This window comes from Pseudomonas sp. MWU16-30316 (assembly GCF_020515645.1).
In the GTDB taxonomy this organism is placed as follows: Bacteria; Pseudomonadota; Gammaproteobacteria; order Pseudomonadales; family Pseudomonadaceae; genus Aquipseudomonas; species Aquipseudomonas cerasi.
Genome location: NZ_JAIZAZ010000001.1, coordinates 407,849 through 432,545, shown reverse-complemented (window position 1 = coordinate 432,545; position 24,697 = coordinate 407,849). Strand labels below are relative to the sequence as shown.

The 24,697-nt window shown below is 58.7% G+C and carries 21 protein-coding genes and 2 tRNA genes; 6 read left to right on the top strand and 17 right to left on the bottom strand.

The window, feature by feature from the left end; genetic code table 11:
* The first annotated feature begins 79 nt into the window (after positions 1-79).
* The 3 genes from LCH65_RS02100 (at position 80) to LCH65_RS02090 (ending at position 1,975) form a co-directional block, all read left to right on the top strand.
* A complete protein-coding gene (locus LCH65_RS02100; RefSeq protein ID WP_003307318.1) occupies positions 80-448 on the top strand; it encodes a septal ring lytic transglycosylase RlpA family protein in 369 nt (122 codons plus the stop codon).
* 78 nt (positions 449-526) lie between these two features.
* The gene (locus tag LCH65_RS02095; protein WP_003431514.1) at positions 527-1,558 is read left to right on the top strand and encodes a calcium/sodium antiporter; all 1,032 of its coding nucleotides are present in this window, start codon (positions 527-529) and stop codon (positions 1,556-1,558) included.
* 33 nt (positions 1,559-1,591) lie between these two features.
* The gene (locus LCH65_RS02090) at positions 1,592-1,975 is read left to right on the top strand and encodes a carboxymuconolactone decarboxylase family protein (protein ID WP_003431517.1); all 384 of its coding nucleotides are present in this window, start codon (positions 1,592-1,594) and stop codon (positions 1,973-1,975) included.
* Here the strand turns inward: LCH65_RS02090 and LCH65_RS02085 are convergent.
* Together LCH65_RS02085 and LCH65_RS02080 are read right to left on the bottom strand one after the other, a co-directional pair.
* Positions 1,972-2,913, bottom strand: a complete 942-nt coding sequence (locus LCH65_RS02085; protein ID WP_003431519.1) for an AEC family transporter — start codon at positions 2,911-2,913, stop codon at positions 1,972-1,974. The genes LCH65_RS02090 and LCH65_RS02085 overlap by 4 nt on opposite strands.
* Positions 2,914-3,020: 107 nt before the next feature.
* Positions 3,021-4,604, bottom strand: a complete 1,584-nt coding sequence (locus LCH65_RS02080; protein ID WP_226439099.1) for an alkaline phosphatase D family protein — start codon at positions 4,602-4,604, stop codon at positions 3,021-3,023.
* Between the two features lie 157 nt (positions 4,605-4,761).
* On the opposite strand from LCH65_RS02080, the gene LCH65_RS02075 reads away from it, so the two are divergent.
* The 3 genes from LCH65_RS02075 (at position 4,762) to LCH65_RS02065 (ending at position 9,221) form a co-directional block, all read left to right on the top strand.
* Positions 4,762-5,778 carry a class I SAM-dependent methyltransferase gene (locus LCH65_RS02075; RefSeq protein ID WP_003364119.1) on the top strand — a complete coding sequence of 339 codons (1,017 nt, stop codon included), beginning with the start codon at positions 4,762-4,764 and terminating at the stop codon, positions 5,776-5,778.
* A gap of 123 nt (positions 5,779-5,901) precedes the next feature.
* Positions 5,902-8,886 (top strand): DUF748 domain-containing protein, encoded by a 2,985-nt coding sequence (locus tag LCH65_RS02070; protein ID WP_226439098.1) that lies wholly within the window; start codon positions 5,902-5,904, stop codon positions 8,884-8,886.
* The gene (locus LCH65_RS02065; protein ID WP_003364124.1) at positions 8,883-9,221 is read left to right on the top strand and encodes a DUF2845 domain-containing protein; all 339 of its coding nucleotides are present in this window, start codon (positions 8,883-8,885) and stop codon (positions 9,219-9,221) included. Before LCH65_RS02070 ends, LCH65_RS02065 begins: the two co-directional genes overlap by 4 nt.
* Positions 9,222-9,371: 150 nt before the next feature.
* Here the strand turns inward: LCH65_RS02065 and LCH65_RS02060 are convergent, their stop codons facing one another.
* From LCH65_RS02060 to ftsH, 15 genes are all read right to left on the bottom strand, one after another.
* On the bottom strand, positions 9,372-9,725 hold the full coding sequence (locus tag LCH65_RS02060; RefSeq protein ID WP_002555119.1) for a BON domain-containing protein: 354 nt from the start codon (positions 9,723-9,725) through the stop codon (positions 9,372-9,374).
* 288 nt (positions 9,726-10,013) lie between these two features.
* On the bottom strand, positions 10,014-12,119 hold the full coding sequence (gene pnp, locus LCH65_RS02055) for a polyribonucleotide nucleotidyltransferase (RefSeq protein ID WP_003431526.1): 2,106 nt from the start codon (positions 12,117-12,119) through the stop codon (positions 10,014-10,016).
* 175 nt (positions 12,120-12,294) lie between these two features.
* Positions 12,295-12,564, bottom strand: coding sequence for a 30S ribosomal protein S15 (rpsO, locus tag LCH65_RS02050; protein ID WP_002555121.1), 270 nt, complete (start codon positions 12,562-12,564; stop codon positions 12,295-12,297).
* Between the two features lie 159 nt (positions 12,565-12,723).
* Positions 12,724-13,641, bottom strand: coding sequence for a tRNA pseudouridine(55) synthase TruB (gene truB, locus LCH65_RS02045; RefSeq protein WP_054082032.1), 918 nt, complete (start codon positions 13,639-13,641; stop codon positions 12,724-12,726).
* A 3-nt stretch (positions 13,642-13,644) separates the two neighbouring features.
* The gene (rbfA, locus tag LCH65_RS02040) at positions 13,645-14,061 is read right to left on the bottom strand and encodes a 30S ribosome-binding factor RbfA (protein WP_003364128.1); all 417 of its coding nucleotides are present in this window, start codon (positions 14,059-14,061) and stop codon (positions 13,645-13,647) included.
* Between the two features lie 159 nt (positions 14,062-14,220).
* Positions 14,221-16,746: a translation initiation factor IF-2 gene (gene infB, locus LCH65_RS02035; protein WP_003431531.1), complete on the bottom strand. Its 2,526-nt coding sequence runs from the start codon at positions 16,744-16,746 to the stop codon at positions 14,221-14,223.
* Between the two features lie 27 nt (positions 16,747-16,773).
* Positions 16,774-18,255: a transcription termination factor NusA gene (gene nusA, locus LCH65_RS02030; protein WP_003364132.1), complete on the bottom strand. Its 1,482-nt coding sequence runs from the start codon at positions 18,253-18,255 to the stop codon at positions 16,774-16,776.
* Positions 18,256-18,314: 59 nt separating this feature from the next.
* Complete coding sequence (gene rimP, locus LCH65_RS02025) at positions 18,315-18,773, bottom strand: ribosome maturation factor RimP (RefSeq protein WP_226439097.1); 459 nt, start codon at positions 18,771-18,773, stop codon at positions 18,315-18,317.
* Between the two features lie 130 nt (positions 18,774-18,903).
* Positions 18,904-18,980: transfer RNA gene (locus LCH65_RS02020), tRNA-Met, on the bottom strand.
* Positions 18,981-19,076: 96 nt separating this feature from the next.
* Positions 19,077-19,162: transfer RNA gene (locus LCH65_RS02015), tRNA-Leu, on the bottom strand.
* 46 nt (positions 19,163-19,208) lie between these two features.
* A complete protein-coding gene (secG, locus tag LCH65_RS02010; protein ID WP_003313628.1) occupies positions 19,209-19,589 on the bottom strand; it encodes a preprotein translocase subunit SecG in 381 nt (126 codons plus the stop codon).
* Positions 19,590-19,593: 4 nt separating this feature from the next.
* Positions 19,594-20,349, bottom strand: coding sequence for a triose-phosphate isomerase (gene tpiA / locus LCH65_RS02005; protein WP_003364135.1), 756 nt, complete (start codon positions 20,347-20,349; stop codon positions 19,594-19,596).
* A gap of 66 nt (positions 20,350-20,415) precedes the next feature.
* Positions 20,416-21,759, bottom strand: coding sequence for a phosphoglucosamine mutase (gene glmM / locus LCH65_RS02000; RefSeq protein ID WP_003431534.1), 1,344 nt, complete (start codon positions 21,757-21,759; stop codon positions 20,416-20,418).
* A gap of 16 nt (positions 21,760-21,775) precedes the next feature.
* A complete protein-coding gene (gene folP, locus LCH65_RS01995) occupies positions 21,776-22,627 on the bottom strand; it encodes a dihydropteroate synthase (protein WP_003364141.1) in 852 nt (283 codons plus the stop codon).
* A gap of 8 nt (positions 22,628-22,635) precedes the next feature.
* On the bottom strand, positions 22,636-24,540 hold the full coding sequence (gene ftsH / locus LCH65_RS01990) for an ATP-dependent zinc metalloprotease FtsH (RefSeq protein ID WP_003364143.1): 1,905 nt from the start codon (positions 24,538-24,540) through the stop codon (positions 22,636-22,638).
* Positions 24,541-24,697: the final 157 nt, after the last annotated feature.

Here is a 24,697-nt window from a genome sequence, read left to right as displayed (position 1 = left end):
ACGTCACGAAATGCATGCCAGCATGGAGGATTGGCACGAGCGTCAACCACAACTACTCCGGCACTCAGGAACCCACCCCATGCGCCGCCTTATTTTTGCCTGCAGCCTGCTGACCTTACTGGCAGGGTGCGCCAACCACATCATCGACCCCCATGGTTACGACGAGACCGGCACCGCCGCCTATTACGGCGCCCGCCATCATGGCAACCGCACTGCCAGCGGCGAGCCGTTCAATCAGAATGCGCTGACCGCTGCGCACCGACAACTGCCTTTCGGCACGCGCGTCAAGGTCACCAACCTGGACAACGATAGGTCGGTAGTCGTACGCGTCAATGATCGCGGCCCTCACACGCGCGGCCGTCTGATCGATGTCTCTCGCGAAGCGGCCGAACAACTGGGTATGCTGCGCAGCGGGACAGCGCCAGTCCGCGTGCAGGCCCTGGATTAACCCCAACCTCCGATCACCTCCGACAAGGACACTCGTATTCTCCAGCTATCGGCCCTGCCCGCCCCCGCGCTTATCCAAATGCTCAGCGGCTTGTTATTGCTGCTGATCGGGGCGGAACTGTCAGTGCGTGCAGCGGTACATCTGGCGGCGATTTTCAAGGTCCGGCCACTGATCGTCGGTCTGACCGTCGTGGCGATGGGCACCAGTGCGCCGCAGATGGCGGTCAGCCTGCAAGCCGCGTTTGCCGATAACACCGACATCGCCGTGGGCAGTGTCATCGGCGGCAACATTTTCAATGTACTGGTGATCCTTGGCCTCTGCGCGCTGATCATTCCGCTACGCGTTGCCCGTCAGGTACTGCACATCGATATTCCGTTGATGATCGGTGCCTGCCTGCTGGCTATCGGTCTTTCGTGGAACGGCGAATTCAGCAAACTGGACGGCGCACTGCTGCTTGCCGGGTTGCTGGCCTGCCTGATTATCATCATCCGTCAGGGTGGCCATGCGCCGCGCCACGGGCATGCCGAGACAGCCGAAAAACCTCGTACCTTCACACGCATGCTCATGCTTGCCACGGGCTTGCTGCTGCTGACCGCTGGCGGACACCTGCTGGTCGACGCTTCAGTGGTGATTGCCATCCACCTGGGGCTTTCCGAACGCATCGTCGGCCTGACCATCATTGCCATCGGTACATCATTGCCGGCACTGATGACCTCGCTGATCGCAGCGTTCCGTGGTGAACGCGATATTGCCGTGGGTAACGTCATCGGCAGCAACCTGTTCAACCTGCTGGGCGTACTGGGGCTGACCGCACTGATCGCCCCGGTGCCGCTGACGATCTCGCCAAATGCGCTGGTGTTCGACCTGCCGATCATGCTCGGCGTCTCGCTGTTGTGCGTGCCGCTGTTCTATTCCGGATACCGGATAGACCGTCTGGAAGGCCTGTTTCTGCTGTCGTTGTACCTGACCTACGGGCTGCATATCCTGTCGATCAGCACCGGCATGGCGCTGGCCGAACGGCTTGAAAGCAAAATGCTCACGCTGGTGTTGCCTGTGCTGGGTGCCGTGGTTGTCTGGGGCACGATTCGCGCGTGGCGACGCCAGCACTGACCTCCAACCCGCATCGATACAAGGAGCAAGGCCATGACAGACAAAACGATCAGCGATGGCGAACAGATCCGTCGCCAGGTGATGGGCGATGTCTTCGTCGACCGTGCGCTGGCGAACGCCACCGATTTCAGCCAGCCGCTGCAGGATTTCGTCAACGAGCACGCCTGGGGCAGCGTCTGGAGTCGCGAAGGTCTGCCGCTGAAAACCCGCAGCCTGATCACCCTGGCCGCCCTCACCGCCCTGAAATGCCCGCAAGAACTGAAGGGCCACGTTCGTGGCGCACTGAACAATGGCTGCACGGTCGAGGAGATTCGCGAAGCCCTGCTGCACTGCGCGGTGTACGCCGGCGTGCCAGCGGCCATCGATGCGTTTCGGGCGGCCCAGGAAGTGATCGACAGCTACGTCAAAACCGATTAGATCCAGCCGCCCCATTGCAGGATGAAAATCCCCACGTTGGTCGTGACCGCGGCAGCCAGCGTGGTGATGACGATGATCGCAGCGGCCAGCTCGTAATTGCCGTTGGCCGTACGCGCCATGATGTAGCTGGCAGCCGCTGTCGGGCTGCCGAAATACAGGAACAGAATCCCCAGTTCAGCGCCGCGAAAACCGGCCAGCCAAGCGGCCAGCGTGCACAGCACTGGCAGCGTGATCATCTTCATGACGCTGGCGCTGACAGCCAGTTTTCCACTCTTGCGCAACGACGCCAGCGACAGCGTGCCACCGATGCAGATCAGTGCCAGCGGCAGGGTCATCTGGGCAAGATAGCTGCCGGAGGTTTCCAGCCATTTGGGCAAGCCGATGGCGAAGTAAGCGAAGGGCGAGGCGATGATCACACTGATGATCAGCGGGTTGGCCAGCACGCTTTTGAAGATGCTCCAGGGGTCGGACTTGATCACCGGGCTGTAAACCGCCAATACCACCGTCGATAACGTGTTGTAAAAGACGATGACCAACGCGGCGAGAATGGCGCCCAGTGAAATGCCATCAGGCCCGTACATGCTGGCCGCCAGGGCCAGACCGATGACCCCGTTATTGCCACGAAACGCGCCCTGAACGTAGATCCCGCGCTCTTCGTACGGGCAACGCCAGATCGCCCATCCCCAGGCGAACGCGAAACTCAGGAGCGTCGCAACGCTGAAAAAAATCAGCAGTTTAGGCTGCAATGCGGTGCGCAGGTCGGCGTGAATAATGCCCAGAAACAGCAGCGCAGGCATGGTGACGTTGAACACCAGCCCGGAAGCCGCAACGATGAAACCATCATTGATCGCGCCGATACGCCTGAGAAACACGCCCAGAAACAGCATGGCAAACACCGGGGCGGTGATGTTCAGGGTTTCGAGAAAAATAGCCAGCATGCAACGCATCCGGTCCCGTCGTTAGGTAGCTCATGATAGGCCACCGACGACAAGCATGTTGCACGGAATTTCCGAAGCCCTGATCAACCCGCCACAGCGGTTGTTTATCAGACGATGCGGCTGACTGCCTTCTCAGGCTGGAGCCTGCGCTCGAAGACCGACACCCCGTCGAGATCGCGCAGCGTCACGGTCATCTCACCGGTCTGTCCGTCGATATTCACTTCACCAAAGAACTGAAAACCCGCAAATGGCGAGGTGTTCTGCGCAGGAGGCGCCTTCTGGAACACCAGCTCGGGGCCAAAGGTCTTGTCCAGCACATTGGGACCATAGCTACCGGCATTCAAAGGCCCGGCGACGAACTCCCAAAACGGGTCGAAGTCCTGAAACACGGCCAGATCCGGCTGGTAATGATGCGCAGCGCAGTAATGCACGTCGGCCGTCAGCCAGACACAATCGCGAATCTTCTGCGCGCGCAGGTACGCCAGCAATTCGGCGACCTCCAGCTCGCGCCCCGAGGCCGGCCCGTCATTGCCGTTGGCGATGGCCTCCCAACGCTGTACGCCGGGGCTGACCTCACCATCCGGAACGCCCAGGCCGATGGGCATGTCCGCCGCGATGACTTTCCACTGCGCGCGCGACGCATTGAGCTCGCGCTTGAGCCAGTCCAGTTGCTCACGGCCCAGAAACGCAGTGGTCGGACCCGGTTTGTCAGCCAGGTTGGCATCGTTGCCGGCGCGATAGCTGCGCATGTCGAGGACGAAGACGTCGAGCATCGGACCGTAAGGGATCTTGCGATAAATGCGTCCGCCGTTGTCGGCTTCCTGCAAGCGTAATGGCGCGTATTCCAGATAAGCCTGGCGGGCACGCGAGGACAGCAGGCTGATGTCCTTGACCTTGTAGCGATCATCGAGCTGTTTGCTGGGCGACCAGTTGTTGGTGACTTCGTGATCATCCCACTGCCAGATCTGCGGTACTTCGGCGTTGAAGCGACGCAGGTTTTCATCCATCAGGTTGTAGCGGTAATTGCCCCGGTATTCGTCAAGGGTCTCCGCCACCTTGCTCTTCGCCTCGGTGGTGATGTTGCGCCAGATACGCCCGTCCTCCGTGTTGAGCTGCTCCGGCACCGGGCTGTCGGCGTAGATGGTGTCACCGCTGTGGATAAAAAAGTCCGGCAAGCGCAAACGCATGGCTTCATAAATACGCATGCCGCCAATATCGGGGTTGATGCCAAAGCCCTGCCCGACCGTGTCGCCGCTCCAGACGAAGCGGATGTCGCGGCGCTGCTGCGGTGTGCTGCGCAAATGGCCGAACCACGGTTCACTGACGACACCGCTCTGCGCATCCTCGAAAGACACCCGGTAGAAAATCGCCTGATCGACCGGCAGCCCGCTCAACTCGACCCGCGCGGTAAAGTCGCTACGCTGATCGGCCAGCGCCGACACCACGCGGCGTGGCTGGGTGAACATGCTGCGCGTGTCCCACTCGACGACCATGCGCGAAGGCCGGTCGCTTCGGCTCCAGACGATCGCCTTGTCGCCGAACACATTGCCGGACTGCACGCCATCCATCATCTTCGGACGATCCTGCACCGAGGCGATGACCGCCGGCGCAACACCCGGTAACAGCAGACCGGCACCTACCGTTCCAACGGCCTGGATGACACGGCGACGCTTGAGATCGAACTGGCTCACGGTTATCCCCTCGCTGACAGGCAAAAAAGCACCGTAGCAGGGGAATATTGGCGCTGTATGACAACGCAGGAGATCAAGCGCATGGCAGACTTCAAAAACCCCCGGCGTCCGGTAACTGGTAAACTCCCGCGCCTTATTCCAGCCCGAGGCGCTCAGCATGTCTTCCTTGAATCAGGCGCTCAGCGTCGCCCTCGATAATCGCCAGGCGTTGCTTGACCAATTGCATGGGCAGGGGACGGACTGCTATCGACTGTTTCACGGCAGCCAGGAGGGCGCCAGCGGGCTGACCATCGACCGCTACGGCCCGCAATTGCTGGTGCAGAGCTTTCATACCCGCCTGGATCGCGATGCCCTGCTGGCACTGCATGAACAGGCCAACACGCGTCTGGGCCTGGATACCCTGCTGGTCTATAACGATCGCTCGCAAGGCAACTCGCGCGTGGATCGCCATGACACCGTGTACAAGGCTGAAGAAGCGGCTCTGGCCGATCATGTCGGCCACGAATGGGGGCTCAATTACCGGGTCCGCGGCCGGCATGCAGGCCAGGACCCGCTGTTGTTTCTCGACCTGCGCAACGCCCGCGGCTGGGTCAAGCGGCACAGCGCCGGGAAAAGCGTGCTGAATCTGTTCGCCTACACCTGCGGCGTCGGCCTCAGTGCTGCGGCCGGTGGCGCGAGTGAAGTGTGCAATCTGGACTTCGCCGAAGGCAATCTGGCGGTGGGTCGCGAGAATGGCGCGCTCAATCCGCAACTGCCGCCGATGCAATTCATCCAGTCGGATTATTTTCCGGCAATCCGTCAGTTGGCCGGGCTGCCCATTGCCGCACGCCGCAGCCAGCAATTGCCCAGCTACGTGAAACTGCAACAGCGCCAATATGATCTGGTCCTGCTTGATCCACCCGCCTGGGCCAAGAGCGCGTTCGGCACCGTTGACCTGCTGCGCGACTATCAAAGCCTGCTCAAACCTGCGCTGTTGACCACGGCAGACGATGGCGTGCTGATCTGCTGCAACAATCTGGCGAAAGTCAGCATGCAGGACTGGCGTGAACAGGTACTGCGCTGTGCCACCAAGGCCGGGCGTCCGGTGCGCGACTGCCAGGAGATGCGTCCCGCTGCAGACTTCCCGTCTCAGGACAATCAACCGCCGCTGAAAACGCTGATTCTGCAACTCTGATCCGGCGCTTGATAGCTTAACGTACAACCGGAAAGTTCCTACAAGCCGCGACGGCAGTGCCTTCGGAACCGAACAGGCATGCCATACTCCAAGGGCTTCCAAAAGAGAGAGACGCCGCTGCCCATGTCCAGAGGATTGAAACGCACACTTGGCTCCCTGCTGGCTGTGATCGCGCTCTACAGTTTGCTGGGTTTTTTCATTCTTCCCGGCGTCGCTCTGCGGATCGCGAACCAGCAACTGGCCAATTACGCCACAGTGCCGGCAAAGCTCGAACGCCTGGAATTCAACCCCTTCACGCTGGAGCTGACGCTCTGGGGCCTGAACATCGGCACGCCAGGCAAGGAGCAGGTGGCGTTTGAAAAGCTTTATGCCAATCTGCAAATCAACAGCCTGTGGACGCGGGCCCTGCATCTGCAACGCGTCGAGCTGATCAAACCACGCACCGAGTTGCTGTTCGACAAACAGGGCAAGCTCAATCTGGCACAGCTGTTCAAGCTGCCCGCCAGCGAACCGACAAAGGACGAACCCGCCACCAAGCCATTCCCGCTGCGTATCGACGAAATCAAATTGGCGGGAGGCTACGTTCACTTCCAGGACCTGCGCCCCAGCCAGCCCATCGAGTTTCTCTACGACGCGCTGGATTTCGAGCTCAAGAACCTCAGCACACTGCCTGAAGACAATGCCGACATGACCCTGGTCGCGGCGGGTCCGGACGGTGGGCAGATCGACTGGGTCGGCCGCATCAGCCTGATCCCGATCACCTCCGAGGGCACGCTGAAGGTCACCGACAGCAAGATGAAACTGTGGTGGCCTTACGTACGTGATGCCTTGCCGCTGGCGCTTGAGGACGGCGTGCTGAATTTCAGCACGGCCTACACACTGAACCTGTCCAAGAAGACCGAGCTCAAGTTGACCAACGTCTCGGCCAGTGTCGCGCCTTTCGCGCTCAACGCTCCCGACGGTCGCCCGTTGGTACGCCTGCAACGCCTGGACGTCAGCGAAACATCGGTCGACCTCGCAAAGCAGCTGGTTACCGTAGGCAAGGTCCGCAGCCAGAAGCTGGAAACCTGGGCCGCACGTGAAACCGACGGGCAACTGGACTGGCAAAAACTGTTTGCCAGCCAACCTGGCAAGCCCGCAGCAACGCACACGCCAGCGGTGGACGAAAAAGCCGCCGAGCCGGCGCCTGCCACCGAGGCCTCAGCCAAAGCCAGCGATCAACCCGTGGCGCAGAGCAAACCCTGGCAAGTCCTGTTGCGGGATGTGCAGTTGCGCAACTACATGGTCCATCTGGCAGATCGCGTACCTCAAGAGCCGGTCGCGCTGGACGTTGGCCCACTGAATCTGGACATCCAGAACTTCGACAGCCTGAACAAGGCGCCCTTCACGCTCAAGCTGGATACCGGGCTGGGCAAACAGGGCAATCTCACTGCCGCCGGTGACGTGAACCTCAACCCGGTCAGCGCACGACTCAACGTAACCACCCGCGACATCGACCTGCGCCTCGCTCAGGCCTACATCAGCCCGTTCATTCGTCTGGAGCTGCGCAGTGGCATGCTCGGCAGCGATCTGGCGGTCGATCTGAAAAGCACCGAGCCACTGGCGTTCAGCGTCACCGGTAAAGCACAGGTCAATCAGTTGCACACGCTGGATACGCTCAAGCAGCGCGACTTCCTGAAGTGGCAGCAATTGGCGCTGGAGGGGTTGGACTACCAGCATGGCAAGGGCCTGTCGATTGCCAAAGTGAACATGGATCAGCCCTACGCGCGCTTCATGATCAATGAGGACCGGACCACCAACATCGACGATCTGTTGATCCCGCAGCCAGCCGACGCAGCTACTGGCAAGACCGCCGCCCAGCCAAAGGCAGCCAAAACCCAAGGGGCAGGCAAGAAGGAAAACCCGCTGGCGATCTACGTGGGTGAAGTGAATATCAACGATGGCTCGGCAAACTTTGCCGACATGACCCTGACCCCCAACTTCGCCACCGCGGTGCAGCAGCTCAACGGTCGTATCGGCACCATCGACAATCGCAAGCCTACACCGGCCCCCGTGAATATCGAGGGCAAGGTCGATCGCTATGCGCCGGTCACCATCAAGGGCAGCCTCAACCCGTTCGACCCGATGGCCAGTCTGGATATCACCACCAGCTTCAAGCGCGTCGAGTTGACCAACCTCACCCCCTACTCCGGCAAGTTCGCAGGTTTCCGGATCCGCAAGGGCCGGCTCAATCTCGACCTGCACTACCTGATTACCAAGGGCCAGCTCAAGGCCCAGAACAAGGTGCTGGTGGAGCAGCTACAGCTGGGTGAACGGGTCGACAGCCCGGATGCGCTGGACCTGCCTATTCGTCTGGCGGTCGCGCTGCTCAAGGATACCCAGGGGCGCATTTCCCTGGAGCTGCCCATCGAAGGCGACTTGAACAACCCGCAGTTCAGCGTCATGCCGATTGTCTGGCAGACCCTGCGTAACCTGGTGCTGCGTGCAGCACAGGCCCCGTTCAAGATGCTCGGCGGGCTGGTTGCCGGTGGAAGCTCCGAGGACCTCGGCAGCGTAAGTTTCGCGCCAGGCTCCAGTGACTTGTCGGCAGAGGCGCAAAAGGCCCTGGACAAGCTCTCGGTGGCGCTCAAGGAACGTCCGGACCTGAAGCTGGAGATCGAAGGCACCAGCGCCGCCAGCAGTGACGGTCCATTGATCGCTCAGCAAAGACTGGAGCGCGAATACCAGTATACGTACTACAAGATCCTCCAGCGGCGCGGCGACAAGGTTCCAGCCAGGGCCGGTTTGATAGAGGTCCCGGAAGAGGAAAAGGCGCCTATGCTCGAAGGTATCTACAGGACACGCCTGAAACAGCAACCTCCCGCTGAGTGGGCCAGTCTGGGCAAGGAGCAGCGTGCTGCCCAGATGCGTGCCGCCGTACTCAAGTTCTGGAGCAGCAATGAGGTGCTGCTGCGCGAACTGGGCCAGAGCAGAGCCAGCAGCATCAAGGATTACCTGGTGGACAAGGGCAAGCTAGAAGACGCTCGCGTGTACTTCGTCGACGCGCAACTGGGTCAGGCCCAACCGGATGGTAAAGTCATCAGCCCCCTCCACCTCGACAGCGAATGAAGCCATTGGCACACACCCGAATCAAACGGCTGATCAACCTGACCCTCGCCGCCATGGCCGGGTCAGTTGTCGCATCAGCGTATGCCACCTCGACCCTGCGTTGCGGCAGCCAGCTGGTCAGCACCGGCGACCGGACGTTCGAGGTCCAGCAGAAATGCGGCGAACCGGTCAGCCAGGAAGTACTCGGCACTCGGGAAACCTTTAGTAGTAATTATCGAAGGTCAGAAGCCGTGAAGATCGAGGAATGGATCTACGGTCCTGATAACGGCATGTATCAGTACCTGCGCTTTGAAGGCGGTCGCCTGGTAGGCATCGAGAGCAAACGCCGCAACTGATCCCCCGGCTCCCCTTCCCTTCATGTGTTTCGTAGCGCCCATAGAAAAGGCCCCGACTCTTCAGTCGGGGCCTTTAATGGCTACATCCTTGTAGCCTCGCATGAACCTTCCATCAATCAATGACTGCGGGTGTTCATGAGCAGTATTCGATTACTCGGCTTTCAGGCCAGCAGCCGATACGTCTTTAACACCTTTGATTTTCTTGGTGATAGCGACGGCAGTGTTTTTCTGAGCTTCGGTAACTTTTACCATGGAGGACAGGGAAACCACGCCTTTGTTGGTCTCAACCTTGATGTCCGAACCTGGGATGCCTTTTTCAGTCAGCAGATCAGCTTTGACTTTGGTGGTGATCCAGGTGTCAGAAGTGTCTTCTTTGACTTCTTGAGTAGTGGTGTTAGCTGCCAGAACCATTGGCGCTTGAGCCGAGGTCTGTGCGAAAGCAGCGTTGGCCATGGTCAGAGTCAGGGCAGTAGCGGTAGCAGCGGCAATAGCGAACTTCTTCATACGATAACTCCTGTTTTTCTCAAAATCTGCACCAGCATGTGGTGGCAGGGTTAACAGGTATATCGCAAGCGGTGTGCCAAAAACGAGACAGTTAAAATAGCCTTTAAAATCAATTGCTTATGTTTTTCTTTGTTTTGCTGAGTCGTGCAGATTGCCCGTTCGCCCAAACCCGGGCTTGCAAGATGCATGTTTGTACCGAGCAGTTTGCATGCTCCATGTGTAAGCCTCTAATTGCGCTCATAAAAAAAGGACTCCGAAGAGTCCTTTTTCATCTGCAGCTCAGATCAATCAGACGCCCGACGCTTTCGCTGCGGCTACGTCCTTGATCGACAGCTTGATACGGCCGCGGTTATCCACGTCCAGTACCAGTACTTCGACTTCCTGACCTTCCTTGAGGATATCGGTCACTTTCTCTACGCGAGCATCGCTCAGCATCGAGATGTGAACCAGACCATCCTTGCCCGGCAGGATGTTGACGAATGCGCCGAAATCGACGATGCGCTCAACCTTACCGACGTAGATCTTGCCGATTTCCGCTTCTGCGGTGATACCCAGAACGCGCTGACGTGCTGCCTCAGCCGCTTCCTTGGACTCGCCGAAGATCTTGATCGAGCCGTCGTCTTCGATGTCGATCGAAGCCTTGGTCTCTTCGCAGATGGCACGGATGGTTGCGCCACCCTTGCCGATCACGTCACGGATCTTGTCGGTGTCGATCTTCATCGCGATCATGGTCGGAGCGTTGGCCGACAGTTCATTACGCGACTGACCAATGATCTGGTTCATCTGACCGAGGATGTTCAGGCGAGCTTCCAGGGCCTGGCCCAGGGCGATCTCCATGATTTCTTCGGTGATGCCTTTGATCTTGATGTCCATCTGCAGCGCGGTAACACCTTTGGAGGTACCGGCTACCTTGAAGTCCATGTCGCCCAGGTGGTCTTCGTCACCCAGGATGTCGGTCAGAATGGCGAACTTCTCGCCTTCCTTGACCAGGCCCATGGCGATACCGGCAACCGGCGCCTTCATCGGCACACCAGCGTCCATCAGAGCCAGAGAAGCACCACAGACCGAAGCCATGGAGCTGGAGCCGTTGGACTCGGTGATTTCCGACACAACACGGATGGTGTACGGGAACACGTCTGCGCCTGGCAGCATGGCCTGGACACTGCGACGGGCCAGACGGCCGTGACCGATTTCACGACGACCTGCGCCGCCCATGCGGCCACACTCGCCCACCGAGAACGGAGGGAAGTTGTAGTGCAGCATGAAGGGGTCTTTTTTCTCGCCTTCGAGCGTATCGAGCAGCTGTGCGTCACGTGCAGTACCCAGCGTGGCAACAACCAGCGCCTGAGTTTCGCCACGGGTGAACAGTGCCGAACCGTGGGTCTTTGGCAGAACACCGACTTCGATGTTCAGAGGACGTACGGTGCGCGTGTCACGGCCATCGATACGCGGCTTGCCGTTAACGATGTTTTCGCGAACGGTGCGGTATTCGATTTCACCGAAAGCGGCTTTGACTTCGCTGGCAGACGGGCTGCCTTCTTCCACAGCCAGTTTGGCAACGATCTGATCTTTCAGCTCGCCCAGACGCGCATAACGGTCGGCTTTGACGGTGATGGTGTAAGCCTGGGAGATCGCTTCGCCGAACTCGGAGCGGATAGCGCTCAGCAGTTCAGTCGCTTCAGGCTTAGGCTGCCAGGCCCAGGTAGGCTTGGCGGCTTCGGCAGCCAGTTCCTTGATGGCGTTGATCACGACTTGGAATTCGTCATGCGCGAACAGCACAGCGCCCAGCATCTGGTCTTCGGTCAGCTCTTTGGCTTCCGATTCAACCATCAGGACGGCTTCGGAAGTACCGGCAACGACCATGTCCAGGCTCGAAGCCTGCAGCTGCTCGTAAGTCGGGTTCAACAGGTAGCCGGTGCTTTCGTGGAAAGCAACGCGGGCAGCACCAACCGGACCGTCAAACGGGATACCGGAGATGGCCAGGGCAGCCGAAGTACCGATCATCGCAGCGATGTCCGGATCGGTTTTCTTGCTGGTGGAGACGACGGTGCAGACAACCTGCACTTCGTTCATGAAGCCTTCTGGAAACAACGGGCGGATCGGGCGGTCGATCAGGCGCGAAGTCAGGGTTTCTTTCTCGGAAGGACGGCCTTCACGCTTGAAGAAACCGCCAGGGATCTTGCCGGCAGCGTAGGTTTTTTCCTGATAGTGCACGGACAGAGGGAAGAAGCCTTTGCCAGCGTCAGCCTGTTTGGCGCCGACCACAGTCACGAGTACGCTGACGTCGTCGTCAACGGTGACCAATACTGCACCAGAGGCTTGACGGGCGATACGGCCTGTCTCGAGGGTTACGGTCGATTGACCGAACTGAAACTTTTTGATTACCGGGTTCACGGTTTCCTACCTTTCTTTGTGGCTCTTGGGGAACTGGTTTCTTGCGAATTCTTGGGCAGCGTGGGGAATCGGCCCCTTCCACAGCCCAGATAAAACTTGAGGCTGGGAGCCTGCCAGAACCACCGGGCAAACCCGACGGATCGTGACAGACAACCAACCTCTAGCAACGTCGTTATTAGCGACGCAGACCCAGACGACCGATCAGGGCGCTGTAACGGCTAACGTCCTTACCTTTCAGGTAATCCAGCAGCTTGCGACGCTGGTTTACCATACGGATCAGACCACGACGCGAGTGGTGGTCCTTACCGTTGGCCTTGAAGTGGCCTTGCAGTTTGTTGATGTTGGCGGTCAGCAGTGCAACTTGCACTTCTGGCGAACCAGTGTCACCAACAGCTTGCTGGTAGTCGGTTACGATCTGAGCTTTTTCTTCAACGCTGAGTGCCATGTGGGCAATCCTTTTGTGCAAGGAAGCGCTTCCGGAGAAACGTTTCCAACAGGCCGAGGACAGATCCTCGTATTAAAAAATGAGGTATGACCGTGCCTGTTGACAGCCATCCTCGTTCCACCCCACTCGCCGGCAAGCCGACGCCTGGAGTGGTTTCGGTCACTCTGACCGAATCAAGCGACGCGGCGCAATGCGCCCGTCTTCGGCGACTTCACCGATACCGATGAAGCGACCTTCGTGATCCTGCACGCGAACCATACCGAATTTCGGTGCGTCCGGCGCGCGTACTGGCTGACCATGCAACCAGTAAAACGAACTGTGTTCCGAAAACTTCAACAGCGGCCAGTCCAGCAGACCGCTGTCCGATGGCATCAGGAAACGGTCGACCGCTTCATTACCGCCATCGGCATGCACCTGCTCGAGCTCTTCCAGCGTCACTGTCTGAGCCAGCGTGAAAGGCCCGGCCTGGGTACGACGCAATTCTGCGACATAAGCACCACAACCGAGCTTCTCACCGATATCCTCGACCAGCGTGCGAATATAGGTGCCTTTGCTGCAATCGACGGACAGACGTGCAGTGTCGCCTTCGCAATCAAGTAATTCCAGGCGCGTAATAGTAACAGAACGGGGCTCGCGCTCCACTACTTCCCCTGCACGCGCCAGCTTGTAAAGTGGCTGGCCATCACGCTTGAGGGCCGAGTACATGGGAGGTATCTGGCTGATTTGTCCGCGAAAATGCGGCAGAACCGCTTCGATATCGTCGCGACCAACGGTCACCGGACGCGTGAGCAAAACCTCGCCTTCAGAATCGGCAGTGGTCGTGGTCTTGCCCAGTTGCGCCAGGGTCTCGTAGGACTTGTCCGAATCGAGCAGGTACTGAGAGAACTTGGTCGCTTCACCAAAACACAACGGCAGAACACCCGTTGCCAGAGGATCAAGGCTGCCGGTATGCCCGGCTTTCTCGGCATTGAGCAGCCAGCGAACCTTTTGCAGAGCGGCGTTGGACGTGAAACCCAGTGGCTTGTCGAGCAGGATGATCCCGCTGACATTGCGGCGTATACGCTTGACCTGAGCCACTCTTTATTCCTCGGTACTTTCAGGCTTTGCATCCGTCGATGCGGGGCCTTCCTGATGCTGACCGTCTTCTGCAACGGCACGCTCGATCAGTGCCGAGAGATGCGCGCCACGCACGACGCTTTCGTCATAGTGGAAGTGCAGTTGCGGTACGCTGCGCAGCTTCATTTCGCGGGCCAACTGCATGCGCAGGAAGCCTGCGGCAGCGTTGAGCACCTTGATGGTCTGCGCGATTTCTTCCGCGCTGTCCTGGCCCATGACGGTCATGAAAATCTTCGCATGACCCACGTCACGGCTGACGTCTACGGCGGTGATGGTGACCAGACCCACACGCGGGTCCTTGATTTCGCGACGGATCAGCTGCGCCAGTTCGCGCTGCATCTGATCGCCGATACGTTGGGTACGGCTGTATTCTTTTGCCATGCTTGTTACCTGTTACTGATCCGGGACCAAACCCTGACAGTCTGAAAGCGGCAAACGCCCGGCCTGACAATTGCCAGACCGGGCGTTGCGTTTAGAGCCCATGGGGAAAGCAGGGCATTTGCATGCGAGGCTCCCACCATGACTCCTGAAGCTCGCGATTTAGAGGCTGCGAGCCACTTGGACCTTCTCGAAGACTTCGATCTTGTCACCAACCTTGACGTCGTTGTAGCTCTTGACGCCGATACCGCATTCCATGCCTGCACGTACTTCGGCAGCGTCGTCCTTGAAGCGGCGCAGGGATTCCAGCTCGCCTTCAAAGATAACGATGTCTTCGCGCAGAACACGAATCGGACGGTTACGGTAGACAGTGCCTTCCAGAACCATACACCCTGCGATCGCGCCGAATTTCGGCGAACGGAACACATCGCGGACTTCGGCGATACCCAGGATATTCTCCCGGACGTCGCTGCCAAGCATGCCGGTAAGGGCTTTCTTGACGTCTTCGATGATGTCGTAGATCACGTTGTAGTAACGCATGTCCAGACCTTCCTGCTCGACGATCTTGCGCGCGCCAGCATCGGCACGCACGTTGAAGCCAAACAGTACAGCGTTGGAGGCCAGTGCCAGGTTGGCGTCGCTCTCGGTGATACCACCGACACCGCCGCCCACTACGCGCACTTGCACTTCGTCGTTACCCAGGCCGCCAAGGGCGCCCTGCAATGCTTCCAGAGAACCGCGGACGTCGGACTTGAGGACGATGTTAAGCGTCTTCTTCTCTTCCTGACCCATGTTCTCGAAGATGTTCTCCAGCTTGCCGGCATGAGCGCGAGCCAGTTTGACCTCGCGGAACTTGCCCTGGCGGAACAGTGCGACTTCACGGGCTTTCTTCTCGTCAGCCAGCACCGACATTTCGTCGCCAGCATCCGGAGTACCGTCAAGACCCAGGATTTCGACCGGAATCGAAGGACCTGCTTCTTTGACCGGCTTGCCGTTCTCGTCGAGCATGGCGCGGATGCGGCCGAAGTTCGAACCGACCAGCACCATGTCGCCCTGACGCAGCGTACCGTCCTGAACCAGAACAGTAGCGACCGGACCACGGCCCTTGTCCAGACGGGACTCGACAACAACACCACGACCCGGGGCCGACGGGGTTGCCTTGAGTTCCAGGACTTCGGCCTGCAGCAGAACAGCTTCCAGCAGCTCGTCGACGCCAGTACCCATTTTCGCGGAGACCGAAACGAAAGGCGTATCACCGCCCCACTCTTCGGACGTCACGCCATGGACCGACAGCTCGCTGCGGATACGATCGAGGTCAGCACCAGGCTTGTCGATCTTGTTCACCGCAACAACCAGCGGAACGCCAGCCGCAACAGCGTGCTGAACAGCTTCGATGGTCTGCGGCATCACGCCGTCGTCAGCTGCAACCACCAGAATCACGATATCCGTTGCCTTGGCACCACGGGCACGCATGGCGGTAAACGCGGCGTGACCAGGGGTGTCGAGGAACGTGACCATGCCGCGTTCGGTTTCAACGTGGTAGGCACCGATGTGCTGGGTGATGCCGCCGGCTTCGCCAGCTGCAACCTTGGCACGACGAATGTAGTCGAGCAGCGAGGTCTTACCGTGGTCGACGTGGCCCATTACGGTCACAACCGGTGCACGGGAGAACGACTCACCTTCGAACTTCAGCGATTCGGCCAGGGAATCTTCCAGGGCGTTGTCGCTGACCAGCGTGACCTTGTGGCCCAGCTCTTCGGCGATCAACTGGGCAGTTTCCTGATCCAGTACCTGATTGATGGTCACCGGGGTGCCCATCTTGAACATGAACTTGATGACTTCCGCAGCCTTGACCGACATCTGTGCCGACAATTCGCCGACAGTGATGGTCTCGCCAATGGCAACGTCACGGATGACGGGGCCGGTAGGGCTCTGGAAACCGTGAGCATTGCGCTTCTTCAGCTTGGACTTGCCACGGCCACCGCGACGGAAGCTGTCGCTTTCTTCGTCGGTAGTGCGAGGAGCAACGCGAGGGGCCGGAGCCTTCTCCTTGACCGAAGCGCGATGCGGAGCGTTTTTACGCTCGCCGTCGCCGCCACGGGCGTTGCGGTCGTCAGCACGAGGCTTGTCAGGGCGACGTTGTTCGTCACGCTTGCGAGCATCGGCAGAAGGCGCTGCGCTGGCCGGTGCCGGAGCAGCGGCTGGCGATGCTTCACGCACAGGCTCGGCGGCAACAACAGGCTCGGCAGCAGCCGAAGCGGGCTGGCTTGCAGCAGGCTGATTGCGCGCATCTTCTTCAGCGCGACGCTTGGCTTCTTCTTCAGCCTTTTGACGAGCGGCATTTTCTACCGCACGGCGTTCGTCCATCTCGCGCTTGCGCTCGGCTTCGATCTCTTCCGGGCTACGCTGCACAAAGACTTTCTTCTTGCGCACTTCAACGCTGATGCTCTTGCTGCCAGCAACGCGCAGGGTGCTGGTGGTCTTGCGCTGCAAGGTAATCTTGCGAGGCTCTTCCACCTTGGCCTTGTGACCGCTTTTCAGGTGCGTCAACAAGGCTTGTTTTTCGTTATCGGTCACAACTTGCTCGGCGGCGGTGTGCGGCAGACCTGCCTCACGCATCTGCTGTAACAGGCGCTCTACCGGTGTGTCGACCACTTTGGCCAGTTCTTTCACCGTGACTTGCGTCATGCACTTCTCTCCTCAGGCCGCGCCCAATTACTCGAACCAGTGGGCTCGGGCGGCCATGATCAACTTGCCGGCACGATCATCGTCAATGCCGTCGATGTCGAGCAGGTCATCTATAGACTGCTCGGCCAGGTCTTCGCGGGTAATTACGCCGCGCACCGCCAGTTCCATCGCCAAATCCTTGTCCATACCCTCAAGCGAGAGCAGGTCTTCGGCCGGATGGGCGTCTGCCAGCTTTTCCTCTGTAGCGATGGCTTTAGTCAACAAACAATCCTTGGCACGAGCGCGAAGCTCGTTGACGATTTCTTCGTCAAAGCCGTCGATGTTGAGCATTTCTTCCAACGGTACGTAGGCAATCTCTTCCAGGCTGGTGAAGCCTTCATCAACCAGCACCTGCGCCAATTCTTCCTCGACTTGGAGTTCTTCGATGAAATTGCGCAGGATGTCACCGGTTTCAGCTTGCTGCTTGGCCTGGATGTCCGATTCGGTCATTACGTTCAGGGTCCAGCCAGTCAACTGGCTCGCCAGACGCACGTTCTGACCGCCACGACCAATAGCCTGGGCCAGGTTGTCCGCTCCCACTGCGATGTCCATTGCATGCGCGTCTTCATCTACGATGATTGCCGCTACTTCTGCAGGAGACATTGCATTGATCACGAACTGCGCCGGGTTATCGTCCCAAAGAACGATATCCACACGCTCGCCACCCAGCTCGCCGGAAACAGCCTGAACTCGCGAACCGCGCATGCCGATACAGGCACCTTGCGGATCGATTCGTTTATCCTTGGAGCGAACAGCGATTTTCGCACGAGAACCCGGGTCACGGGAGGCAGCCATCACCTCGATGAGACCTTCGGCAATTTCCGGCACTTCAATGCGGAAAAGCTCGATCAGCATCTCTGGCGCAGTACGCGACAGAATCAGCTGAGGACCACGGTTTTCAGTACGAATTTCCTTCAGCAAAGCACGGACGCGAACACCGACCCGGAAAGTTTCCCGGGAAATGATGTCTTCACGAGCCAGCAAGGCTTCGGCATTGTTACCCAGGTCAACGATGACATTGTCACGTGTAACCTTTTTAACAGTACCAGAAATGATTTCACCCAGACGCTCACGGTAGGCATCGACCACCTGAGCACGCTCGGCTTCGCGAACTTTCTGCACAATGACTTGCTTGGCGGTCTGCGCAGCGATACGACCGAATTCGATGGATTCGATTTTTTCTTCGATCAGGTCGCCGGCAACAGCACCCGGCTTTTTCGCCTGGGCCTGATCCACAGCAAATTCGTGCGCAGGATCGTCCAGATCTTCGTCTTCGACAACTGTCCAGCGACGGAAAGTCTCGTAGTTGCCTGTCTGGCGATTGATCTCTACGCGCAGTTCTACTTCATCTTCAAAACGTTTCTTGGTAGCGGTGGCAAGAGCCAGCTCCAGCGCTTCAAAAATTACACTTGCCGGAACGCCCTTTTCATTGGACACCGACTCAACAACCAGCAGTACTTCTTTGCTCATCGTACGCCTCGCCTTTCGCAAGCCATTGGATCCGCGGGATCCGCAGTAACCGGCACGTCTCAGTCAAACGTGGGAATAATGTTGGCCTTGTCGATCATGTCGATCGGCAACAGGAACTCATGGTCTTCAACCTGCACCACGACATCCTGCTCCTCCACCCCGCGGAGAAGGCCTTGAAAGTTGCGTCGACCTTCGAAAGGTGAACGCAGCTTTATTTTCACTTGTTCCCCGGCGTACGAAGCAAACTGCTCAATAGTGAACAGCGGGCGCTCCATGCCAGGAGAAGATACTTCAAGGGTGTACTCGGTGCTGATTGGATCTTCTACGTCCAACACACCGCTGATCTGGCGACTGACGATTGCGCAGTCGTCGACCAGAACGCCCCCTTCCTTGTCGATATAAATGCGCAGCACCGAATGCTTGCCCTGGGAACTGAAATCAATTCCCCAGCACTGATAGCCAAGGGCCACGACCACTGAGGCCAACAAGTCCTGCAACTGTTCTAGCTTGCTCGACACCTGAACCCCCTCGTGCATGCTTTAGAAATAAAAAAATGGGCAAAAGCCCATCCCTGAAAACGCCGCTGAACATCGACGTCATGTACTGTCCAGCTAACAAAAAGCCCCTTAAAAGGGGCTCCGCTAAAACTGGTTGCGGGGGCTGGATTTGAACCAACGACCTTCGGGTTATGAGCCCGACGAGCTACCAAACTGCTCCACCCCGCGACAAAGCTGGGGCGGAAGTATACGACCGATCCATTGCTGGGTCAATCCAACATCCACCTACAAGAAAGCCCGCTAGCGCGGGCTCTCCTGCTTAATTGGTACCGAGAAGGGGACTCGAACCCCTACACCCTATGGGCACAACCACCTCAAGGTTGCGTGTCTACCAATTCCACCACCTCGGCATTACAACTCTTTTAGGCGACCTCACGAACATCGCCGAACTCTGTCTTACTTCTTCTCTGGGGCTTGAGGTACGTCAGCTGGAACAGCGGCTGGCTTTTGCCCTTCGAGAACCGGTACATCGTCTGCTGCCGGTTTTTGCTTCACTTCCAGTACTGCCGGGTCTGGCAAACCTACTTGAGTCAGCTGTTGAGCTTTCTCTTTAGCAAAGTAACCTAACCCCAAGCTGGTTATGAAAAAACATGCGGCAAGTATAGCAGTAAACTTACTGAGAAAGGTAGAGGTTCCTTGACCTCCGAAGACAGTATTTGATGCACCTGCTCCGAACGACGCGCCTGCGTCAGCACCTTTACCCTGCTGCAGCAATACCAGAGCGACAACGCCCAGAGCGCCCAACAGGTGAAAAACGATTACGACTGTTTCCAGCATTTTTTCAGTTTCCCGCGGCGCGACAGATCGCACCGAACTCATCTGCATTCAGGGAAGCCCCACCAATGAGCCCCCCATCGATATCCGGCATGCTGAAGAGCTCGACCGCATTGGCCGCCTTCACGCTGCCGCCATAGAGAAGTCGCACGCCTTGTGCGACTTCGGCATTCTCTTTTGCCAGTTGCGCACGGATGGCTGCGTGCACTTCCTGCGCTTCCTGAGGCGAAGCAGTCAATCCGGTGCCAATGGCCCAGACCGGCTCGTAGGCAATGACAGCATTGACCAGTGCATTGACACCAAACTCGGCGATGACACTGTCCAGCTGACGACCTACCACTTCGAGCGTTTGCCCCGCCTTGCGCTCTTCAAGCGTTTCACCTACGCAGAGCACAGGTGTCAGACCTTTCGCCTGGATCGCCGCAAACTTCTTGTTCAAGACATCATCCTGTTCGCCAATCAACTGACGACGCTCGGAGTGCCCGACAAGTACCAGCTTGCAACCTGCATCAGCCAGCTGACTCGATGCAACCTCACCTGTCAGCGCGCCTTGCTCAGCCTGAATGGCTGCATCCTGCGCACCAACGATGATCGATGTTGCCTTGAGCCCCTCGATCACCTGATGGGTAAACAGACTGGCAGGCATCACGGCGATATCGACGCTGCCTGGCAACGACTGCTTGCACAAACCCTCGATCAGCTCAGCGACGCTGGCGCGGGTACCGTGCATTTTCCAGTTACCAGCTACCATTGGGCGACGCATGCTACACCTCGTGGGTCAAAGTGGGCGCAGATGTTACCCAACAGTTCCGACACTGGCAAGCCGAAATCAGGCGCAAACTTCAGTAACCAGTTTTGCGAGTTCTTCGGCGTACGCCCTGACCTGCGTTTCGTCCTCGCCTTCGACCATCACGCGCACCAGCGGCTCGGTACCCGATTTGCGCAGCAGCACCCTGCCACGCCCGGCCATCTGCTCGGTTACGCGGGCGCAGGCTTCCTGGACCGACGGATGCGAAACCGGGTCTACACCCGACCCGGCGAAGCGCACGTTGATCAGGATCTGCGGGCATTTGCGCAATTTCAGACGCGCTTCGGCCAGACTTACGCCACTGCGGCGCAGAGCCAATATCACCTGCAATGAGGCGATAATCGCATCACCGGTGGTGGCGTGCTGGAAACAGACGATATGACCGGAGTTTTCACCGCCGATCTGCCAGTTGCGCTCGAGCAACTCGGCGATCACATAACGGTCACCGACATTGGCCCGAACAAAGGGAATACCTTGTTCAGCCAGGGCCAGTTCAAGCCCCAGGTTGCTCATCAATGTGCCCACTACGCCGCCCTGCAAACGTCCCCGCTCGTGCAGGTCGCGGGCGATGATGTAAAGCAATTCATCACCATCGACGATGGTCCCGGTGTGATCGACCATCAACACGCGGTCGCCATCACCGTCGAAACCGATGCCCATGTCCGCATGCTCGGCAAGCACGGCCGCCTGCAGGGCTTCCATATGCGTGGAGCCACAGGCCTTGTTGATGTTGAGCCCGTCAGGCTGCGCGGAAAGCACCACTACCTGCGCGCCCAGTTCACGAAATACGTTGGGTGCCACCTTGTAGGTCGCACCGTGGGCGCAGTCGATGACAACCTTGAGGCCGGCGAAATCGGTGCTGGTAGGCACGCTGCTTTTGCAGAATTCGATGTAACGGCCGGCCGCATCGTTGATCCGCGAGACCTTGCCGAGGTTCTCGGACTCGGCCACGGTCATCGGCGCGTCGAGCAACTCTTCGATCATCATTTCGATCTCGTCAGGCAGCTTGGTGCCCTGACCGGAGAAGAACTTGATGCCGTTGTCGTAGTGCGGGTTATGCGAGGCGCTGATGACGATGCCAGCCTCGGCATGGAAGGTACGTGTCAGGTAGGCGATGGCCGGTGTCGGCATCGGCCCCAGCAAGAGAACGTCAGCACCCGCAGCGGAGAGACCAGCCTCGAGAGCGGACTCGAACATGTAGCCGGAGATGCGCGTGTCCTTGCCGACGAGAATCCGGCAGGCGCCCATCTTGCGGAAAGCCATGCCCGCCGCCCAGCCCAGTTTCAGCATGAACTCGGGCGTGATCGGAAATTGCCCTACGCGACCGCGAATGCCGTCGGTTCCGAAATATTTTCTGGTAGTCATGGATGCCCCACTGTTGTTATTCAGCTGCTTCGACAGCTGCGATCATGCGCACCACGTCAGCCGTTTCGGCGACATCATGCACACGCAGAATTCTTGCCCCCTTGGCCATCGCCAGAACCGCCAGGGCGAGCCCGCCGGACAGACGCTGGTCGACGGGACGCCCCAGCACAGCACCGATCATGCTCTTGCGCGAAACACCCACCAGCAAAGGGCGGCCGAGCGCATGCAGCGCTTCCATATGCTTGAACAGGCTCAGATTGTGCTCCAGTGTCTTGGCAAAGCCAAAGCCCGGATCAAGAATGATCTGCTGCTGACCAATTCCCGCCGCAACACACTGTTTCATCCGCTCAGCCAGGAAGGCACAAACCTCGCCCACCAGGTCTTCGTAGTGCGGGTCATTCTGCATGGTTCCGGGCTCGCCGAGCATGTGCATGAGACAGACCGGCAAACCGGTGCTTGCAGCCGCCTCAAGCGCGCCAGGGCGCTGCAGCGAGCGAACGTCGTTGATAAGCCCTGCACCCAGCGCAGCCGTCGCCAGCATGACCTCAGGCGTGGAGGTATCCACAGAGATAATCACATCCAGCTCGCGCGCGATGACCTCGACCACCGGAGCCACACGCTCCACCTCTTCCGACGCAGAGACAGCACGCGCACCCGGCCGGGTTGACTCGCCACCGACATCGATAAGCGTGGCGCCGGCCTGCACCATTGCCTCGGCATGACGCAACGCAGCATCGCGCTGGCTATAGCGGCCACCATCGGAAAATGAGTCTGGGGTTGCGTTGAGGATACCCATTACATGCGTATGGGCCAAATCAAGAACCCGGTTGCCGCAAGGCAACCGGGTTGGATACAGCGCAGATGTCATGTCAGACCTTAGTGCTCGGCAGCAGGGCCGCCAATCGGAGTTTCCGGACGAGGGTCAGGCGTGATCGGAGTACCGTTGGTCCCCGAACCACCACCCCAGTCACGCGGCTCACGCGGAGTACGACCGGTCATGATGTCGTCGATCTGGTCGGCATCAATCGTTTCGTACTTCATCAACGCGTCGGCCATCGCTTCCAGTTTGTCGCGATTATCCGTCAACAACTGCTTGGCGGTGCCGTAACAGTGGTCGATGATGCTGCGCACTTCGGAGTCGATGAGCTTGGCAGTATCGCCGGAAACACTGGAGTTCTGGCTGCTGCCGCGCCCCAGGTAACCTGCATCTTCGTCTTCCGAGTACATCAGCGGGCCGAGTTTTTCAGACAGCCCCCACTTGGTGACCATGTTCCGGGCAATCTGGCTGGCACGCATGATGTCATTGGAGGCACCGGTTGTGACGCCATCGAAACCAAGGGTCATTTCTTCCGCGATACGACCACCGTACAGCGAGCAGATCTGGCTGATCAACGCACGCTTGGACAGGCTGTAACGGTCTTCTTCCGGCAGGAACATCGTCACACCCAGCGCACGACCGCGCGGGATGATGGAGACCTTGTAGACCGGATCATGCTCTGGCACCAAGCGCCCAACGATAGCGTGACCCGCCTCGTGGTAAGCCGTGTTGCGCTTTTCCTTATCGGACATGACCATCGATTTGCGCTCGGCGCCCATCATGATCTTGTCCTTGGCCAGTTCGAACTCTTTCATTTCTACAACGCGCTTGCCGGAGCGAGCAGCGAACAGCGACGCTTCGTTGACCAGGTTGGCCAGATCCGCACCGGAGAAGCCCGGCGTACCGCGAGCGATAACGCCTGCGTTGACGTCTTCGCCCATCGGAACCTTGCGCATGTGAACCTTGAGGATCTGCTCGCGGCCACGAATGTCCGGCAGACCTACAACTACCTGGCGGTCGAAACGACCTGGACGCAGCAGCGCCGGGTCCAGTACGTCAGGACGGTTGGTTGCGGCAATGACGATGATGCCGTCATTCATTTCAAAACCGTCCATCTCGACCAGCAACTGGTTGAGCGTTTGCTCGCGCTCGTCGTGACCACCGCCCATGCCGGCACCACGATGGCGACCGACTGCGTCGATTTCGTCGATGAAGATGATGCACGGCGCGTGCTTCTTGGCTTGCTCGAACATGTCGCGAACGCGGCTCGCACCGACACCCACGAACATCTCGACAAAGTCGGAACCGGAAATCGTAAAGAACGGAACCTTCGCTTCGCCAGCAATGGCCTTGGCGATCAGCGTTTTACCGGTACCCGGAGGGCCGACCATCAGCACACCGCGCGGGATTCGACCGCCCAGGCGCTGGAACTTGCCCGGATCACGGAGGAATTCGACCAGCTCGCCGACTTCTTCCTTGGCCTCGTCGCAACCGGCAACGTCAGCCAGGGTGGTCTTGACCTGATCTTCGGACAGCAGACGCGCCTTGCTCTTGCCGAAGCTCATCGGGCCGCCCTTGCCGCCTGCCCCGCCCTGCATCTGGCGCATGAAGAACATGAACACCGCGATGATCACCAGTATCGGGAAGCTGGCCACCAGCAACTGGGTCCAGATGCTCTGCTGCTCAGGCTGCTTGCCTTCGATCACGACGTTGTTGCTGACCAGATCACCGATCAGGCCATTGTCCGGGATGTTCGGGCGGATGGTCTTGAAGGTGTCGCCATCGCTGCGCTTGCCCGTAATGACGTAGCCGTCGACAGAAACCTTCTCGACCTTGCCATCCTTGACCTGCTGGATGAACTCGGAATAGTTGAGGTTCTGCGGCTCGTTAGGGCTGGAGAAGTTGTTCATCACCGTCACCAGGACAGCCGCGATGATCAACCACAGGATCAAATTCTTTGCCATATCGTTCAATTAGCTACCCTCTGAAGCAAGCTCCACGCAGCAAGCGTGCCTCGCATGATATTCACCGGCCTAACTTACTACAGAACCTACAGATACGGCAGACACCGTCTGTAACCCTTTGTGAAACTTTGACAACATAATGTTCAGTCATGCTGCA

What these genes read in the sequence shown, in the direction of transcription:
- LCH65_RS02065 (WP_003364124.1), top strand. Translation starts at nt 8,883, where the DNA reads ATGAAGCCATTGGCACACACCCGAATCAAACGGCTGATCAACCTGACC.
- ftsH (WP_003364143.1), bottom strand. Translation starts at nt 24,540, where the DNA reads ATGGCAAAGAATTTGATCCTGTGGTTGATCATCGCGGCTGTCCTGGTG.
- LCH65_RS02060 (WP_002555119.1), bottom strand. Translation starts at nt 9,725, where the DNA reads ATGAAGAAGTTCGCTATTGCCGCTGCTACCGCTACTGCCCTGACTCTG.
- LCH65_RS02090 (WP_003431517.1), top strand. Translation starts at nt 1,592, where the DNA reads ATGACAGACAAAACGATCAGCGATGGCGAACAGATCCGTCGCCAGGTG.
- infB (WP_003431531.1), bottom strand. Translation starts at nt 16,746, where the DNA reads ATGACGCAAGTCACGGTGAAAGAACTGGCCAAAGTGGTCGACACACCG.
- rpsO (WP_002555121.1), bottom strand. Translation starts at nt 12,564, where the DNA reads ATGGCACTCAGCGTTGAAGAAAAAGCTCAGATCGTAACCGACTACCAG.
- nusA (WP_003364132.1), bottom strand. Translation starts at nt 18,255, where the DNA reads ATGAGCAAAGAAGTACTGCTGGTTGTTGAGTCGGTGTCCAATGAAAAG.
- LCH65_RS02085 (WP_003431519.1), bottom strand. Translation starts at nt 2,913, where the DNA reads ATGCTGGCTATTTTTCTCGAAACCCTGAACATCACCGCCCCGGTGTTT.
- rbfA (WP_003364128.1), bottom strand. Translation starts at nt 14,061, where the DNA reads ATGGCAAAAGAATACAGCCGTACCCAACGTATCGGCGATCAGATGCAG.
- tpiA (WP_003364135.1), bottom strand. Translation starts at nt 20,349, where the DNA reads ATGCGTCGCCCAATGGTAGCTGGTAACTGGAAAATGCACGGTACCCGC.
- LCH65_RS02075 (WP_003364119.1), top strand. Translation starts at nt 4,762, where the DNA reads ATGTCTTCCTTGAATCAGGCGCTCAGCGTCGCCCTCGATAATCGCCAG.
- folP (WP_003364141.1), bottom strand. Translation starts at nt 22,627, where the DNA reads ATGACATCTGCGCTGTATCCAACCCGGTTGCCTTGCGGCAACCGGGTT.
- glmM (WP_003431534.1), bottom strand. Translation starts at nt 21,759, where the DNA reads ATGACTACCAGAAAATATTTCGGAACCGACGGCATTCGCGGTCGCGTA.
- LCH65_RS02070 (WP_226439098.1), top strand. Translation starts at nt 5,902, where the DNA reads ATGTCCAGAGGATTGAAACGCACACTTGGCTCCCTGCTGGCTGTGATC.
- LCH65_RS02095 (WP_003431514.1), top strand. Translation starts at nt 527, where the DNA reads ATGCTCAGCGGCTTGTTATTGCTGCTGATCGGGGCGGAACTGTCAGTG.
- secG (WP_003313628.1), bottom strand. Translation starts at nt 19,589, where the DNA reads ATGCTGGAAACAGTCGTAATCGTTTTTCACCTGTTGGGCGCTCTGGGC.
- LCH65_RS02100 (WP_003307318.1), top strand. Translation starts at nt 80, where the DNA reads ATGCGCCGCCTTATTTTTGCCTGCAGCCTGCTGACCTTACTGGCAGGG.